The 16,283-nt window shown below is 63.4% G+C and carries 14 protein-coding genes; 3 read left to right on the top strand and 11 right to left on the bottom strand.

What is annotated here, in order from left to right:
- The first annotated feature begins 28 nt into the window (after window positions 1–28).
- Window positions 29–1,054 carry a prolipoprotein diacylglyceryl transferase gene (gene lgt / locus WKV53_RS21455; protein WP_341406860.1) on the top strand — a complete coding sequence of 342 codons (1,026 nt, stop codon included), beginning with the start codon at window positions 29–31 and terminating at the stop codon, window positions 1,052–1,054.
- Between the two features lie 7 nt (window positions 1,055–1,061).
- On the opposite strand, the gene WKV53_RS21450 is transcribed toward lgt, so the two are convergent.
- From WKV53_RS21450 to serA, 4 genes are all read right to left on the bottom strand, one after another.
- Window positions 1,062–1,823: a hypothetical protein gene (locus WKV53_RS21450; RefSeq protein ID WP_341406859.1), complete on the bottom strand. Its 762-nt coding sequence runs from the start codon at window positions 1,821–1,823 to the stop codon at window positions 1,062–1,064.
- A 119-nt stretch (window positions 1,824–1,942) separates the two neighbouring features.
- Window positions 1,943–2,374: an exosortase system-associated protein, TIGR04073 family gene (locus WKV53_RS21445; protein WP_341406858.1), complete on the bottom strand. Its 432-nt coding sequence runs from the start codon at window positions 2,372–2,374 to the stop codon at window positions 1,943–1,945.
- A 180-nt stretch (window positions 2,375–2,554) separates the two neighbouring features.
- The gene (locus tag WKV53_RS21440; protein WP_341406857.1) at window positions 2,555–3,127 is read right to left on the bottom strand and encodes a cytochrome P460 family protein; all 573 of its coding nucleotides are present in this window, start codon (window positions 3,125–3,127) and stop codon (window positions 2,555–2,557) included.
- Between the two features lie 113 nt (window positions 3,128–3,240).
- On the bottom strand, window positions 3,241–4,845 hold the full coding sequence (gene serA / locus WKV53_RS21435; protein ID WP_341406856.1) for a phosphoglycerate dehydrogenase: 1,605 nt from the start codon (window positions 4,843–4,845) through the stop codon (window positions 3,241–3,243).
- Between the two features lie 755 nt (window positions 4,846–5,600).
- Here serA and ilvD point away from each other — a divergent pair.
- A complete protein-coding gene (gene ilvD, locus WKV53_RS21430) occupies window positions 5,601–7,301 on the top strand; it encodes a dihydroxy-acid dehydratase (protein ID WP_341406855.1) in 1,701 nt (566 codons plus the stop codon).
- 49 nt (window positions 7,302–7,350) lie between these two features.
- Here the strand turns inward: ilvD and WKV53_RS21425 are convergent, their stop codons facing one another.
- Together WKV53_RS21425 and WKV53_RS21420 are read right to left on the bottom strand one after the other, a co-directional pair.
- A complete protein-coding gene (locus tag WKV53_RS21425; RefSeq protein WP_341406854.1) occupies window positions 7,351–7,536 on the bottom strand; it encodes a hypothetical protein in 186 nt (61 codons plus the stop codon).
- Window positions 7,537–7,740: 204 nt separating this feature from the next.
- Window positions 7,741–8,526: a DUF3108 domain-containing protein gene (locus WKV53_RS21420; RefSeq protein ID WP_341406853.1), complete on the bottom strand. Its 786-nt coding sequence runs from the start codon at window positions 8,524–8,526 to the stop codon at window positions 7,741–7,743.
- A 107-nt stretch (window positions 8,527–8,633) separates the two neighbouring features.
- On the opposite strand from WKV53_RS21420, the gene WKV53_RS21415 reads away from it, so the two are divergent.
- A complete protein-coding gene (locus tag WKV53_RS21415) occupies window positions 8,634–11,330 on the top strand; it encodes a CHAT domain-containing tetratricopeptide repeat protein (RefSeq protein ID WP_341406852.1) in 2,697 nt (898 codons plus the stop codon).
- Here the strand turns inward: WKV53_RS21415 and argB are convergent.
- The 5 genes from argB to WKV53_RS21390 all read right to left on the bottom strand — a co-directional run bounded on the left by argB (window position 11,327) and on the right by WKV53_RS21390 (window position 16,267).
- Window positions 11,327–12,205 (bottom strand): acetylglutamate kinase, encoded by an 879-nt coding sequence (gene argB, locus WKV53_RS21410; protein ID WP_341406851.1) that lies wholly within the window; start codon window positions 12,203–12,205, stop codon window positions 11,327–11,329. The genes WKV53_RS21415 and argB overlap by 4 nt on opposite strands.
- Window positions 12,206–12,240: 35 nt before the next feature.
- Complete coding sequence (locus WKV53_RS21405) at window positions 12,241–13,884, bottom strand: hypothetical protein (RefSeq protein ID WP_341406850.1); 1,644 nt, start codon at window positions 13,882–13,884, stop codon at window positions 12,241–12,243.
- Window positions 13,881–14,843 (bottom strand): phosphotransferase, encoded by a 963-nt coding sequence (locus tag WKV53_RS21400; protein ID WP_341406849.1) that lies wholly within the window; start codon window positions 14,841–14,843, stop codon window positions 13,881–13,883. Before WKV53_RS21400 ends, WKV53_RS21405 begins: the two co-directional genes overlap by 4 nt.
- Before the next feature lie 111 nt (window positions 14,844–14,954).
- Window positions 14,955–15,356, bottom strand: coding sequence for a hypothetical protein (locus WKV53_RS21395; RefSeq protein WP_341406848.1), 402 nt, complete (start codon window positions 15,354–15,356; stop codon window positions 14,955–14,957).
- Window positions 15,357–15,445: 89 nt separating this feature from the next.
- Window positions 15,446–16,267: an ATP-grasp domain-containing protein gene (locus WKV53_RS21390; protein WP_341406847.1), complete on the bottom strand. Its 822-nt coding sequence runs from the start codon at window positions 16,265–16,267 to the stop codon at window positions 15,446–15,448.
- Window positions 16,268–16,283: the final 16 nt, after the last annotated feature.

Genomic DNA, 16,283 nt, shown 5'->3' with positions numbered 1-16,283 from the left:
GTTGCGCGAGTGAGGTGAATGGTGTGAGGTGCGCCCCGTGTTCGCGACTTACGTCCATGACCTGAGCCCGGTGCTCGTCCGCTTCACCGATGCCATCCAGCTCCGCTGGTACGGGCTGGCCTACCTGGCAGCCTTCCTCGTCGGAGCCTGGCTGCTCAACGTATTGGCCAAGCGCAAGCTGTGGGTGCTGCCCCCCGGCGCGGCGGGCGATTTCATTGCGGCAGCGGCCATCTTCGGCGTCTTCATCGGCGGCCGGCTCGGCTACATGCTGTGGTATCACACCCGCGAACACGGCTGGGATTGGCTCACTGAGGATCCGCTGATGGTCTTCAAGGTCTGGGAAGGCGGGATGGCCAGCCACGGCGGTATCCTCGGACTGGTGATCTTCACCTGGTTCTACGCCAAGAAAAAGAACGTCTCTTGGCGTGGCCTCGGCGATGGCCTCTGCGTCGTCTCCCCGCTCGGCCTGTTCTTTGGCCGCATGGCGAATTTCATCAACGGCGAGCTCTACGGCCGCACCGCCGAGGGCGTCGCCTGGGCGGTGAAATTCCCTCGCGCGCTCGTGGAGCAGAAAAACGCCGAGGGATTGAATCTGGACTCCGCCCTCACAGCCGCGGGAGATGCTTCTGAAAAGCTCGCGACCCTGTGGTCGGAGCAAATGCCACCGGACCGCATCGCCTTCGAGCAGATGCTGGAAGTCCAGCGCCACGAACCCGCGGTTACGAAGGCCATCGAGCCCTTCCTGCTCCCCCGCCACCCGTCCCAGCTTTACGAGGGCCTGTTGGAAGGCATCGCCCTCTTCGCCATCCTCTGGTTCGTCCGCACCCGCTTCCCGAAAGCCCCGGCTGGCGTGCTCACCGGCCTGTTCTTCATCTTCTACGCGCTGTTCCGGATCTTCGCCGAGCAATTCCGCGAGCCCGACTCGAAGATGGTCGGCATGCTGACCAGCGGTCAGTTCCTCTCGCTGTTCATGATCGTCGCCGGCACCGCCTTCATCGTTTCCGGAAAGCTGATCCCCGCGAAGACCAGCCCGGCTCCAGCGCCCGAAAGCTGATCGCCGGTCACGGCAACGCCGTCGGCTGCACCTTCTCCGTGGTGAAACGAACCACCACGAGATAAGCGCCCTGCTGCATCGAGACGCCGAGCAAGGCCGAGCCGCCGCTCTGCAGCTTCCACAGGTGCGTCGGCAGGAACATGTCATCCTTCACCTGCTTGACGCCCGGGTAGGAGCCGGCCTGGACCGGCTTGCCATGGAGCGCGCCCATCAGCTCCACGAGTTGCGTCCACGTGTCCTTGAGCTGCGTCGGATACACATCCGCCGTCTGCCCCTGCGTCTGCAGCATCACCTCATTCAAGGTGTCCATGGCGGTCCAGTCGAAGAAGAGCTCGCAGTGCAGCCCGCCGATCTTCTGGCGGGTGTGATACACGCCATTGATGCCGGTGCGGCCCAGATAGGTGTCGTCGAGGGTGGTTTCGACCGCCTTGCTCTCCTTGAGCTTCTTTTTGACCGTATCGATGCTGTCACCGAAGCACAGCGTGTCGAAAATCGCCTTCGGATCCGGTGCCGCTTCGGTTTCCGCGCCCGCTTTCCCCCCGGCATTCTCCGGCTGGGCGGCCACCCAGGTTTTGTCGTCGGGATGGAGCTTGGTGTAGGCCACGGTGAATACCTTCCCGTCCTCACGGCGGATCGTGACCTGCTTGTCATCGTGCGAGACATATTCGCCGCTGAAGGAGCTTGCCCCGTCGGCGCTCTTCCACGTCCGCGATTCCGCGAAAAGAGGAACGGCACTAGATAACAGGAGCGTGAGGAGGAGTGATCGCATGGGTGTGTGTGGTGAAAGAACGCCGCCGGGGACCAAAAGTTGACAAAAAAAATCCCGACAGCGGTATGAAACCGCTGCCGGGAAAAACTTAGACGATTTGTCCTACACGTCCTACCGGATTACCAGCGCTGGGAGCGGGTGTGGTAGAAGTAGCTTTCGAAGCCCAGTTCCGGCGGGAACTCGGAGAGGCCATCGTGCGGGTTCATCTGGATGCGATTGTCTTCGCCGCAGCGCTCATACGGCTGCTTGAAGGTGCCGCGATAGGTCGGGCAGGTGAAGGTGAAGACTTCGTAGAAGCCATAGCCGAGGCGGCGGAGGGCGCGGCTGGTGCCATCCACGACGCCGTAGGACCAAGCAGCCTTGCGGCCGTAGTCATCGGACTTGCGGACCATTTGCTCCGGGATTTCCATGAATCCGTAGAGAATATTGCTGATGCCGCGGCCGAGCTTGCGAGCCGACGTGTAGGTCGATCCCGGAGGAGCTTGGATGTCGGCTGATGCAACGCCGCCAAAGGCGAGCACGGCGGTAGCGAGAACGGCGAGTTTTTTCATGTGCTGGGGTTAGCCTAGGAGTGGCTTTCAGGGGTTGGCAACGGGAAAGTTAGGCACACGGGAAGTTCCATCGTCAAATTCCGGACAGTCGAACGAAGAGGTAAATACCGAGTCCCTACTTTCTCGATGCATTCCGCTAGCCGGGCAACCGGATCTTCTCAAAACCGGGAATCCCCGCCTTCACTTCTGCCCCGCCAAGCCACCCAGGGAGTAGCGCGTGAAAACGAAATCATGCGCCGCAGCTGGCTGGTGACAGGTGTAGCAAGCGGCCAGCTTAACCTTGTCAATCAATGGCTTGCCATCGGCCTCACTGAATTGCGCGTAGCCCCAGCCTCCGGTGGCAGCATACTTCTTGGCATCCTTGAACATGAACTGGACGCCATTCTTGGGCGCCCCCGCCACGTGGGACTGGGCTTGGCCGAAGGCCTTGTTGTTCTCTTCCGAGGGCACCAGCGCCCACGCGATCCGCGCAATGATCGCCCCATCGGGAAACGGCAGCGTCCCCTCGCGATAGGCCTTGATCGCGATGTCGTTGCCCAGCACCGCCCGGATGTCGTCCTGCTTCCCCTCCTCCCGAGCCACGGAAATGAGCTTCCAGTCGCGATAGCCTTCCGGAATCTGCATCAGGCCCGGATCCGGACGGGCAGGATCCGCGGCCTTGGAATCCTCGGCCTGCGCGCTCGCACGGCCACCGATCGTCGCGGCGGATAGGATCAGCGAGGCCGCAGCCCCGGGATAGATGAAGTATCTCATGGCTTGTTGTTGGTCGAAATCCACCCCTCTCCCATCTCCAAGGGGCTAAATAAAAGAACCCGGGGCAAGCGCTAGCTCAGCCCCGGGCCTGAATCTTCAGAGAAGCTCCAAAATCAGAGCTCCAGCGTGATCACCTTCACGATCCCCGGCGTGCTCTTCAGCAGGTCGAGCAGCGAGGCCGGCGGCTCGGAATCGACCTCGATCACCGTCAGCGCGCGCGTCCGATCGGACGTGCGAGCCAGACCCATGTTCGCGATGTTCACGCCGGCATTGCCGAGCGCCGTGCCGATCACACCCACGATACCCGGGCGGTCATCGTTCTCCACAAACAGGAAGCGGCCCGCGATGTTGCAGTCCACGTAGAGCTTGTCGATTTCCACGATCCGCGGCGATTGGCCGATCAGGGTGCCAGCCACGCGATAGCGCACGTCGCCCTTCTTCAGCTCCACCACCACCAGCTCGTTGAACTCGGTCTTGGCGTTGATCGTCGACTCGGTCACGTCCAGCCCGAGCTGGGTCGCGATGGCGGGCGCATTCACAATGTTCACCTGCCCGTCAGGCCGCGAGGCCTCCAGCAGCGCCATCAAGGCCGTGCGCGAGACGAGGCCGGTATCCTTCGTCGCCAGCGGGCCATGGTAGGACACACGCAGCGCGTCCGGGTTCTCCGGTCCAAGCTTGGCAAGCAGCTTGCCCAGCGCCGCAGCCAGATCGAGGTAGGGGCCCACCGCCGCGCGCGTCGCCGCATCCAGCGACGGCATGTTGATGGCGTTCTTGATCTCCCCGGTGACGAAGAAATCGCGAAGCTGCTCGGCCACCTGGATGCCCACGTTCTCCTGCGCCTCATTGGTCGAGGCGCCGAGGTGCGGGGTGTAAACCACGTGCTTGTTCAGCGTGAAAAGCGGGTGGTCATTCGGCGGTGGCTCCACTTCGAAGACGTCCAGACCAGCCCCGGCGATGTGTCCGGATTCGATCGCCTCCTTCAGCGCGACTTCATCCACCAGGCCGCCACGGGCGCAGTTGATGACCAGCGCGCCCTTGTTCATCAGGGCAAGGCGGTCGGCATTGATCAGGCGGTTGGTTTCCGGGGTCAGCGGCACGTGCAGCGTCACCACGTCGGCACCCTTCAGGGCTTCGTCCGGGGTCTTCGCCAGCTCCACCTTCAGCTCATCGGCGCGGGCTTGGGTCAGGAAGGGGTCATAAGCGACCACCGTCATGTTGAAGGCCTGCGCACGCTTGGCGAACTCGGTGCCGATCCGGCCCATACCGAGGACGGCGAGGCGCTTGGTATTGAGCTCGATGCCTTGGTAGGCCTTGCGGGCCGCCTTGAAATCACCCTTCAGCACCGCGGAGTGCGCCGGGCCGATATTGCGGGCCGCGCTCAGCATCAGCGTGAACGCGTGCTCGGCGGTGGAAATCGTATTCCCGGTCGGCGTGTTCATCACGATCACGCCGTGATCGGTGGCAGCCTTGCGGTCGATGTTGTCCACTCCGACGCCGGCGCGGCCGATCGCCTTGAGATTCTTGGCAGCGGCGAGCACCTCAGGGGTGACCTTGGTTTCGGATCGGACGACGAGGCCGTGGTAGTCGCCGATGATCTTCAGCAGTTCTTCCGGTTTGAGACCGGTATTTACATCCACGGAGATTCCCGGAGCGGCAGCGAGAGCCTCGACACCTTTCTCCGAAATCGGATCCGAAACGAGCACGCGGTAAGTGGCCATGTCGGGAGCCCCATAGGCCTGCCCGGACAGGCTGGCAAGAGCAGGTGGGGCACTTTCGCGTCACCACGCCGGACTACCTGGAAAATCAAAGCCCTGGGAGGGGTAAAGCGCAGTGTCGCAGGCAAACGGGGAGGAGCGACTGCTCGCCCTTGCCGGACCCTCTCCCTACGGAATCTCTTGGGTTTGTGCCGGTGTTTCCCTGGGTTCAAAGGAACCGGCGATTTTCGTGAGGAGAGTGTCTCGGCAAGGGCAGCAACCTGCAATTAACGCGGTATTTACAAACGATACTAATTGCGGGCACGGCAAGAGATTTTTCTGACTTCCCACGAAAATTTTAAGCGAAATCGCGAACGGACTAAACCCTTGTCAGGAAAAGCCCTACAGCTCCGCAACTTCGTGAATGGTGCCATTTCAAACGCTTCCGGAGATTACGTGCGGAATTTACACGAGCCTCTCGCCCACGCCCTCATTTACCGCCTCATTTTCGGCGGAATCGGCAGCGCATCCCCCTGCAACACCCGGCAGGCATTTCACTATTCCCGTATGCCTATATGGCGGAATTACGGGAGTCCTGGATCACATCCAAATTTATCCCATCCCGGTCCCAATCTCTTCCATCCATGCCATCCTCGTAATCCGTGGTTGAATCTCTCATCGCCCACCAACCGGCCTCAAAATCAGAGCCCGCCATTCCTAGCCGAGGAATCGATTCCGCTCTTGGCTCCCTCGGACTCTCCCCCTAGCGTCCCTCTCCCATGTCCGATCAGACCCGACCTTACTCCTCGCCCATGCTGGACGGCCCAGACCGCGCGCCTTCCCGCGCGATGCTCTACGCGGTCGGCTTCAAGAAGGAAGATTTCGCCAAAGTGCAAATCGGCATCGCCTCCACTTGGTCGCAGGTCACCCCGTGCAACATTCACATCGACCGCCTCGCCAGGGAGTCCGCGAAGGGCACCGACGCCGCGGGCGGCAAGGCCGTCATTTTCAATACCATCACCATCTCGGACGGCATCTCGATGGGCACCGAAGGGATGAAATACTCCCTCGTCTCCCGTGAGGTCATCGCCGACTCGATCGAGACCGTCGTCGGCTGCGAAGGCATGGACGGCTTCGTCGCCATCGGCGGCTGCGACAAGAACATGCCCGCCTGCGTGATCGCCATGGCCCGCATGAATCGCCCGTCCGTCTTCGTCTACGGCGGCACCATTCTCCCCGGCTGCGCCACCATCAAGGGCGAGCTGAAGGAGCTCGACGTCGTTTCCGTGTTCGAAGCCGTCGGCAAGCACGCCTCGGGCGAATATTCGGACGAGGAGCTCGAAACCGTGGAATCCTGCGCCATCCCCGGTGAAGGCTCCTGCGGCGGCATGTATACCGCGAACACCATGGCCTCCGCCATCGAGGCGCTCGGCCTTTCCCTGCCGAACTCCTCGTCCCAGACCGCCGTCTCGGACGAGAAGATGCAGGACTGCTTCGACGCCGGTGCCGCGGTGGTGAACATGATCAAGCTCGGCATCAAGCCGCGCGATATCATGACCCGGAAAGCCTTCGAGAACGCCATCACCGTCGTGATCGCCCTCGGCGGCTCCACCAATGCCGTGCTGCACCTGCTCGCCGCCGCCCACGCCGCGGAAGTGCCGCTTTGCATCGATGACTTCACCGAGATCGGCAAGCGCGTGCCCCTGCTCGCCGACCTGAAGCCCTCCGGCAAGTATTCCATGGCCGCGCTGGTGAAGATCGGCGGCACCATGCCGCTGCTCCGCATCCTGCTGGAAGGCGGCCTGCTCCACGGCGACTGCATGACCGTGACCGGCAAGACCCTCGCGGAGAACATCGCGAACTCGAAGCTCTACTACCCCGAAGGCCAGGAAATCGTCCGCCCGGTCAGCAACCCGATCAAGAAGGACAGCCACCTCCGCATCCTCTACGGAAACCTCGCCCCCGGCGGCGCGGTCGCCAAGATCACCGGCAAGGAAGGCGAGCTCTTCACCGGCCGCGCCCGCGTCTTCGATTCCGAGGACGAAGGCATGAAGGCCATCCTCGGCGGCGAGATCGTCGAGGGCGACGTGATCGTCATCCGCCGCGAAGGCCCGAAGGGCGGTCCCGGCATGCGTGAGATGCTCGGGCCCACCGCCGCCATCATGGGCCGCGGACTAGGCAAGAAGGTCGCCTTCATCACCGACGGCCGTTTCTCCGGCGGCAGCCACGGCTTCGTCGTCGGCCACGTCACCCCGGAAGCCCACGAAGGTGGTCCCATCGGCCTGCTCGTGGACGGCGACATCATCACCATCGACGCCGTGAACAACACCCTCTCCGTCGATCTCGACGAGGCCACCCTCAAGGCCCGCCGTGACGCTTGGACCCAGCCCGCTCCCCGCTACACCCGCGGCGTGCTGGCGAAGTATGCCAAGCTCACGACCAGCGCCAGCGAGGGCGCTGTGACCGACAAGTATCTCTGATCCCAATGGGGCCCGGAGGACCAACGCGGTTCTCCGGGCTTCAGATCCATCAATTCTCCCCGTTCGCCTGCAGCGCCGCCTGGCTCTCCAGCACGGCAAGCCGGCTGTTAAGATCCTGCATGCAGGCAAACAGGCCGCGCAGGATGGTCGTGAGACGTTCCGCGCTTGCCTCATTCAAGGCCCCCAACTCGGTGGCCAAGGCATTCATTAGGTCGTCCGGCGTGGTCGAAGACATGGTTACTATCGGGGGAAGGGAACAGAACCCCTTGGGAATCATGCATTTCGCACTAGAAATACTTACTTCCGGCTAAGGTTGACTTATCTTTTCCAAAATCGGACAAAATGGCAAGCGAGTGTTTTAGCGTAGTTCTACGTGCTTGACGCGTTTTGCACGCCAAACGGCCGTCAATTAAACGTGGTCGAGGCAACCGACCGCTACTCAGAGCTTCTTCGCCCCGGCCAGGGTCATCCGCACATCGCCGATGAAAACCTCCGAACGCAGCTCCACCGGGATCCGGTTGGCATCGTCGGACAGCCACATCGTCGTGCTCTTCATCTTCTTGTAGGGCAGCAGTGTCTTGGTCTTCGGCTCGATCTTTTGGAGGGAAACCGAGAGCTTGATCGTGTCCCGGTTGGCGAATTTCTCCCTCCCCAGCACCTCTACCCGCATCAGGTAGGGCTTGTTGAAAGGCATCAGCGGCATCGTGAGCGTGTCGCCATTGTCCAACTTCTGGCTGCGGACATGAAGCATCGCCGAGACGATGTCGTGCACCGGGGTGAACACAAAAGTGCTGTCCAGCTTGGCCTCCACACCGGTCTTGACCACCTTGGTCACGTGCTCGCTGGTCACCTGGGTGCCCGCCCACGTGCTGCGGGTGGTCACGATTTCATCCCCTTCGTTTTGCACGCCCACCGACGCGCGCGGCCTCAGGGTCGCGGGATCGAGCCGTGAAATCAGGGCGATATCGCTCTTGTAGAGCTTGGAAGCCACGCCCGTGCTGCCACCCGTCACCCGCGTCACGTAGTCGGTCGGGAACTTCGGATCCGGCTTGCCGAAGGTGAAGGTGAGCTTTCCGGCATCCACCATCCCATTCCACGAGAGCCGGTACTCGAACTCCTGCGGCACCAGCTTCGGCTGAGGGCCCAGCGTGGCCGGGGTCACATCGTCTTTCCAGTCGGCCAGAGCCGGCAAGCTCAGGGCAAGAATCAGTGCAGCGACTTTCATGGCATTTCAGACTCCGCCCAAAGCGCGGGTATTCAAGCGAAGACTGGCTGGCAGGCTTGTCACCGGAGAACACTTCGGGGATGTTAACGACGTAGCTTCTAACCCCGATGCCCCCGATTCGTCGCGCTCTCGCCACCCTGCTGATCCTCGGCATGGGAGCGGCCCGTGCGCTCGATACGAACGACTTGGCCGCGGCGGAAAAGGAACTCGAAGCTCTCGTCGCCGACTGGGAAGCGGCGTGGCAAAAAGCACCCTCGGACGAAAACGCCATCGAACTCGGCCGCGCGCTGCAAGCGCTCGGCGTCATCGAGCGACAGGCCGGCAAGGCGGAGGAGGCCCTTCCCCATCTGCAAACCGCGGTCGAGCGCCTCGCCACCGACAGCCCCGCGGGACGCTCGGATGCCTTGGAGGCATTGGCCATGGCCGAGCAGGATCTCGGAAAAGGAACGGACGCCGAGAAACACCTTCGACAAGTCATCGAACTCCGCCCTGAGGGAGCCGAGCGGCTACAAGGCACCGACAACCTCGCCCTCAACCTCCTCGCCCAAGGAAACTACCCGGAAGCCGGCGAGCTGCTCCGCCAAGCGCTCGATGCCACCCCGGCCGATGACGTCGAGTCCCGGGCACGCCGGCTCGGCAATCTCGGCCGCTACCTCCACGTGCTCGGCAGCCACGCCCGTGCGGCGGACACTTTCCGTGAGGCGCTCGCGCTCAAATTCGAGAATCCCGAGCTGCGCCTCTCGCTTTCCAGCCAGCTCGCGCTGTCGAACCTGCGCTTGGGAAAAACCGAAGAAGCCCGCAAGGGCATGGAAGAAGCCGCCAGCGAAGCACGCACCTTTTACCACGACACCCCTTTCCGGGCCGTCCCCTTCATCAACAACCTCGGCGCGCTCGATCTCTCCGCCGGCAATGCCTCGGAGGCCCGCGCCTCTTTCGCGGAGGCCCTGGCGCTGTTGGAGAAATCCTTCGATCCCCAGCACCCTTCGCTGATCACTCCGCTGAACAATCTGGGAGCCGCCCAACAAGCCGAGGGCGACTACAAGGGCGCGGAACAATCCCTGCGCCGGGCCGCAGCGCTCCAAGAGAAGCACCTCCCCCGCATCCACCTCCAGACCGCCGAGACCGCCCGCAATCTCGCCCGGAATGCGCTGCTCTCCGGCGCACCCAATGCCGCGGCCGAAATCAATCGCGCCACCAACATCGGCATCTCGGTGATCGAATCCGCCGCCCCGGAAATCGACCGCGCCACCGAACTCGGCATCGCCGTGCTCGATGAACTCATCGGCCACGGCAGCGAGCAGGAGCGGCTGAATTTCCTCCAGCGCCACGATCTCGTCTCCCTGCCCTGCGCCACCGGCGATCCCCAGCGCATCGCTCATGTTCTGCTCGCCACGAAGGCACGCCTCTTCGATGCCATGCTCTCCGGAGGCAAGACCGATGCCGTCCCTGACTGGCAAACGGTGCAGAAGTCACTCGCACCCGGCTCGGCGCTGGTCGATGCCACGCGCTTCACCGCCCTCGACGGCACGGACACCTACGGAGCCGTCATCCTGCTTCCCCAGGGCCCGCCGAAGTGGGTGCTGCTAGGCACCGAGGAGGACCTCCAGCGCTGGCTCGCCGCCTTCCGCGAACGCCTCGCCTGGCGGGCCAGTGCCCTCGCTGGCAAAAGCAATCCACCACCCGCGCTGAAGCTCCGCGGCATCCTCCGCTCCCTTCATCAGAAATTCTGGGAACCCATCGCCCGCGAGCTTCCCGCCGAGACGCAGCACATCGCCTTCTCCCCGGACGGCGCGCTGCATTTCCTGCCCCTGCCCGCACTGATGGATGAGGGCATGCAGCCGCTATGCTCGCGCTTCCTCCAGGTCGCCACCGTCACCAGTGGCCGCGATCTCCTGAATCCCGCCGCAACCACGAAGCTCTCCTCATCGCCATGGGAACTACTAGGAGTCTCGGAGTTCCCGAAATCGAAAGAGCCTCCCGGCGATGACCCTTTGTTAGAACTTCTCGCCAGCCTCGCCGACATGCCGGGCACCGCCGACGAAATGAGCCGGCTGGAGAAGCTCGCACCGCGCGGCTCCGAGTTCCTGCGGAATGAAAAGGCCAGCGAACAAGCACTCGCCTCTCTCCCGAAAGCACCCGCCGTGCTGCACCTGGGCTGCCACGCCTTCTTCCTCGCGGATGACCTGTCACCCGCCACCGACCTCGACTTCGACGAGCACGCGGACCTGCTCCACGCCGGCGGCCTGCTCTTGCATGGAGCAGCGCTGAGAAAGGCAGACAGTCCGCTCTTCTCACCGGACGATGACCTCCTCTTCCCCTCCGAGGTCGCCAAGCTCCCGCTGCAAGGCACCCGCCTCGTCACCCTCTCCTCCTGCGAATCCGGCGCCGGCACCGCCGTCTCCGGCGAAGGCCTGCTCGGCCTGCGCCGGGGCTTCGCCCTCGCCGGTGCCCGCGAAGTCGTCGTCGCCCTGTGGCCAGTCTCCGACCGCTCCACGCCCGAGTTCATGGAGCGTTTCTATCAGCTCGCACTCGCCTCCGATCGTCCGGCTCAAGCACTCTGGCAATGCCAACGCGAGTTCCTCGCCAAGGCCAAGAACGACGACGAATTCGAAGCCGCCGTGCTACGCTACGCCCCCTTCGTCCTGAGCCAGAATACGCCGCTCGCCACCGGCGCGGAAATCGCCGCCGCGCAATCCACCAGCACACCCGCGACCAAGCCCGCCTTCCCCTGGAAGCGCCTCGCGCTCGTGCTGCCGCTGCTCCTCTTCGTCGTCGCGCGCCTCTTCAAGCGCCGCACCGCTTAGCGCGTCACCTCGGTGCCGATGCCACCGTGCGTGAAGATCTCCAGCAGCAACGCATGCGGCAGTCGGCCATCGATGAAGTGCACCTTCCTCACCCCCGCATTCAGCGCATCCACCGCGCTCTTCACCTTCGGGATCATGCCGCCGGAAATCGTTCCGTCCGCCATCAGCTCATCCGCCTGCGCGCGGCTCACCGACTTGATCAGGGTCTCCGGCTTTGTCGGGTCCTTCATCAGCCCGGGCACATCGGAAAGATAGACCAACTTCGCGACCCGCAACTCCTTCGCGAGCGCGGCCGCGGCAAGGTCCGCATTGATATTGAGCGGACGCCCGGTCGCAAGTTCCGCAGCGAGCGGCGAGATCACCGGCACGATGCCCGCGCGGTGCGCCGCATCCATCTGCCCGAGCTGGCAACCCACCACTTCCCCCACCCGGCCGAGATCCACGCGTTCGCCATCCTTGCCCGTGGCATGCATCTTCTCGCCGAGGAAAACATCCGTCCCCGCGATGCCCACGGCCTTGCCGCCGAGGTCACGGATCATGCGGACGAGGCCCGGATTGATCTCATTCGAGAGCACCTTCTCCACGATCGAAATCGCCTGGTCCGAGGTCACGCGGAAGCCGCCGACGAACTCGGCATCCAGTCCCGCATCCTTCATCGCCGCGGAGATCGCCTTGCCACCGCCGTGCACCACGATCGGATTGATGCCGGCCACCTCAAGGAAGACGACATCGCGCATCACCTTCGCCACCAAGTCCGGATCCTCCATCGCCGAGCCACCCATCTTGATGAGAAAGGTCTTCCCGCGGAAGGCCTGCAAATACGGCAGCGCTTCGATCAGGGACTCGGCTTTTTCGATGGGATGCTGGAGCGACATGGGAGCGAGGATCTTGGATTGGAAATCTGGAAATGTCAGGAAGCCGTTTCGTCGTCAGCCGGCTCGGCTTCCACGTCGTCCGTGGCTTCGGCCTTCTTCCGCGTTGCCTTCTTCGCGGCCTTTTTGGCGGGAGCTTTCTTGGCCGCCTTCTTCGCCGGAGCCTTGGTGGCCGCTTTCTTCGCAGCGGCTTTCTTGGCCGCCTTGCGGGCCGGCTTGGGAGCCGACTCTACCTCATCCACCGGTGCAACCGAATCAGGCCAGTCATACACGGACGGGTAAATGGGTTCCGTCTCGGGCGCGGGTTCGGAAATGACCAGCTGCGCAGGAGCAGGCAGCACCACCGGCGCAGGTCTCACGATCTCCGAGGAAATATCGATCACCGGAGAAGAGCCCGCCGCTACTACGACCGGAGCTTCAGCTCCGCCCTTCTTCGCAAACGCCAGCCCGAAGGCCGTCAGCCCCGGCGACAGGATCGCCAGCGGCGGCAGCCACAGGTTCTGCCGCGAGGCGAAGAGATACAGCAGCTGTGCCCCGATCCCCGCCAGCATCAGCGCCGTGATGGCCCGCCACGCGATGTGCCGCTGGCAGGTCGCCCACGTGCCGAAGAAAACCATGCCCAGCATCAGCGCCAGCTCCATCAGCGTGTCCGGCCGCGGCAGCGTCACCGCCTGCTGGAAGCGCTGCGCCTGCCGCAGCGCCTGCACGCTCGCGGCCAGCCGGTCCGACCACGCCTTCTCCTCGGGCGGCAAGTCCGCCCGCACATCGCGCGTGACCAGCGGCTCCGCCATCGGCGGCAGCGAGTTCTTCTCGTAAATCAGCCGCATCGCCGGGGCCTCGATCGTCTGCACGTTCGCCGCCACCGCACCCCGGCCGAAGCCATCGATGGGAATCACCGGGCCATCCATGCCGAGACGGACCTCCCGCCCGACATTGACCAGCACATCGGCGGGCGTCAGCCCGTTCGCGGCGATCTCCACCGCCAGCGGGAAAGAGAAAATCACCCGGTCTCCCCACTGCGCGAGCAGGGCCTGCTTCCCATCCCCCGGGTCCTTCTCGTTCTCTAACAGCGAGAACCCACCCAGGGTCTTCTGCCCTCCAAGCTCCACATTCGGGATCGAGACTCGGTTCACTTGCGGCAACCCCGAAACCTTCCCCTTCGCATCGCTCGCCGGGATCGACCAGCGAAGGAAAGGCGCGGCCACCGGCTCCGGCGCGGCACCATGGGCCAGCGGCAGTGCCAGCACCGCCGCATCGAAGCGGTCCAGCTGCTTCCGCAGCGCCCCCATCGCCAGTGGATCCGTCTGATCCCACACCATCAGGTGGCCCACCCCGAGCGTCTTGTGACCGACATCGGCCAGCCGGGCGAAAATCAAGGCATGATCGACTGCTGCCAGCGGCGAAGCACTGAACCAATGCTCCGGATCCTCATCGATCGTCAGCACCCGCGGCGGCGGTGGCACCACCGGCGGCACCGCCTTCCGGCGCGTCCACGGGGTCTCCTGGCTGCCCTGGCCATCGAGAATCGTATCTACCGGATCGATCTGCAGTGCGATCTGCTTCACGATGAACCGCTCCAGCGCCCGCAGCGGCGGGATCAGCGAGGCTCCACCGAGCGCGAACAGCCCCACGCCGAGCAAAATCGCGGCGTTGGTGAAGGTCCGGCTCGACGGGGTATTCACGGCGCGAACTCTGTCGCTTTCGCGAGCACCGGCGCGAGGGGTTTTTCCAGCGGCGTCCCCGCGGTCACCTCCGCCAGACTGCGTGCGGCCGGCGCGACGAACTGGAGATACCACTCATCCCCCTTGTTCCTGGCGATGTTTCCATACGCCCCCAGCGCCTGCATCAGCCGCTGGGCCGCGCACTGGCGGAAGATCGTCGTCTCCGGCCGGTCCTCGGAAATGTCCTCCCAGATCGAGAGGATCGCCTCCCGGTCCTCCGCCGAGTGATCCATGTAGGGGTCAAACACGAGCGAGGCGATGTCATACTCCTGCCGCCCGCGGCGCATCCCCTGGAAATCGATCCACCACGCCTTCCCGTCTTTCAACAGCAGGTTCTGCGACTGGAAATCCCGGTGCACCAGGTGCTTCGCCGAGCTCCCGAGACGTTTCGCCAGCGCCTGGAAATCCTCGTTTTCCCGAAGCCCGGAGGCATCCATCCCCAGCAGGTCCTCCACCAGGTGATCGAAGAAATACTCCTGCTCCCAGCGATAGAGCGACTCATCGAAGGCTGGCATCAGCTCGAAATCCTTCGGCCCTTTCGAGTAGAAGAGCTTGTCGATCTGCTGCAGCGCCGAGCGGTAATATGGCTCCCGCTCCGCAAACGGCCGGTCCTTCAGGGACAGCAGATCCGTGTCTCCCAGGTCCTCCACCAGCGCCACCCGGCGGTGCGGGATTTCGTGGAAAATCTCCGGCACGTTGATCTTCGTCGCCTTCAGGAACTTCGCCACCGGCAGGAAATTGTCGCTGTCCGGCCGCTCGTCCGTCCAGTGGATGCCGATGAACGGGTCCTTCCCCGGCGTCGCAACCCGCACGATCGTCCGCCCCGAAGCGCCCTTCTTGATCGGGGTCAGGGTCACGGACACAGTCGGGGCGATCCCCAGGTACTGGCGGGTGGCGTAGAGAATCGAGTCGGTCGGCATCGCGGCGCCGGAGTTTTCGAAAGAACTCCCGCGGGACAAGGGGGAAATTTCAGCCGTCAAGGGGTGCCGACGTTCCGTCGACCCGGCCGGGGCCTCCCCTTCCCGGGCCCCTCACCTCAAAACCTCTTTCGCAATCATCACTATCAACCAAACCAACCCGATCCCCGAAATGCCAAAGAACAAGAACTGGACGATCCGGTCCGTCACCGGATTGGTGACCAGTGTCCGGTCAAAAACGTGGCCACAATGTTCGCAAACCTTGGCCCGCTGCGTGTCGGGATTCCACGCGGCCAATCTCCCGAGAAACTGAATCCGCCCCCAATCGGCAGCCTCCGTTTCGATCTCGATGCGCTTGGTCGATTTCTGACAGGACGGGCAGACACACAGCTCCGGCTCGTCCCGGATTTCAGCGCTGGGCCGCGATTCGGAGTCCATCAGCAAACGAGCCGCCAAAGTAGCCCGTTCCTCCGCCGTGAGTTTCGCCGATTCCCTCTCGATTTCCTCCAGAGTCATCGCCGTCAGGCTATCAGGTCACCGTTCTCCTGCGATGGGAATTGCCCCGATCCATTGGAATGCCCTCGGCGCAAACCAAAGACTTCCTCTCATGGGAGAAGGGTGGCCCGTCGCTTGGAAACCCAGCGCTTGTCGTCATCAGACAACGAGCCTCTCGGCACAATCGCATCCCGGATGGAGAGCAACACTTCCTTCGCGTCGCATCCATACAGCCCTGCACCCCAGCAGGGATTTGCCTCGATCACCGCCCATTCGCCGCCGCTCAGGCGACCGACGTCGAGCGTGCATGCCGACGGCAGCGCCACACGAGCATCCGCCAGCACCATTCCGGCGAAATCCCGGGCTCCGCTTTCTTCGTCCTCTAGAAAGCTCCACTGCCCGCCTTCATCCTGGGCGAGTTCACCATCCCGCCAATAGGGGCTGAGAGTAACGATGTTCCGCTGCCGGACGAAGCATCTCACCTCGAGCCGGAAATCCACGATGCCCGAGCGCAACACGGGGATGTCCATGTCCACGTGCTCGTCGGTGGGAAGCTCGTTTCCGGAAGGATAAACCTTCGGCTCGAAGATCTTGCCATCGGCAGGTTTGACGAAGGCGGGCGACGTCCGCGCGCGTGCTTCGCCCAGCGTCATCAGCTCGATGTCCCGCAGCAGATGCTCCCGGGGCAACGTCGTCAGCCAATCGATCGATGGCTCTAACAGCACTAACCCGGTCTGGTCAGCCACCGCTTCAGCAAAGAGCGGCTCTCCGTAAATCATCACCGGTCGCCCTGAGATCGCGAGATGCTCTGCAACCCGCCAGCCTTGGATTCGCTCAGGCGTCCAGCCGAGCTCCAGGCACGTCCGCCACACGGTGACCGAATCATCGGTCATCCGCGGTCCTAACAGGACAATGGGTGTTTCAGGGTTCATCGGACAATTCGGTGGC

It is taken from the genome of Luteolibacter sp. Y139 (genome assembly GCF_038066715.1).
Taxonomy (GTDB): Bacteria; Verrucomicrobiota; Verrucomicrobiia; order Verrucomicrobiales; family Akkermansiaceae; genus Haloferula; species Haloferula soli.
The sequence above is the reverse complement of the archived record's forward strand: the minus strand, read 5'-3'. Positions and strand labels throughout refer to the sequence as shown.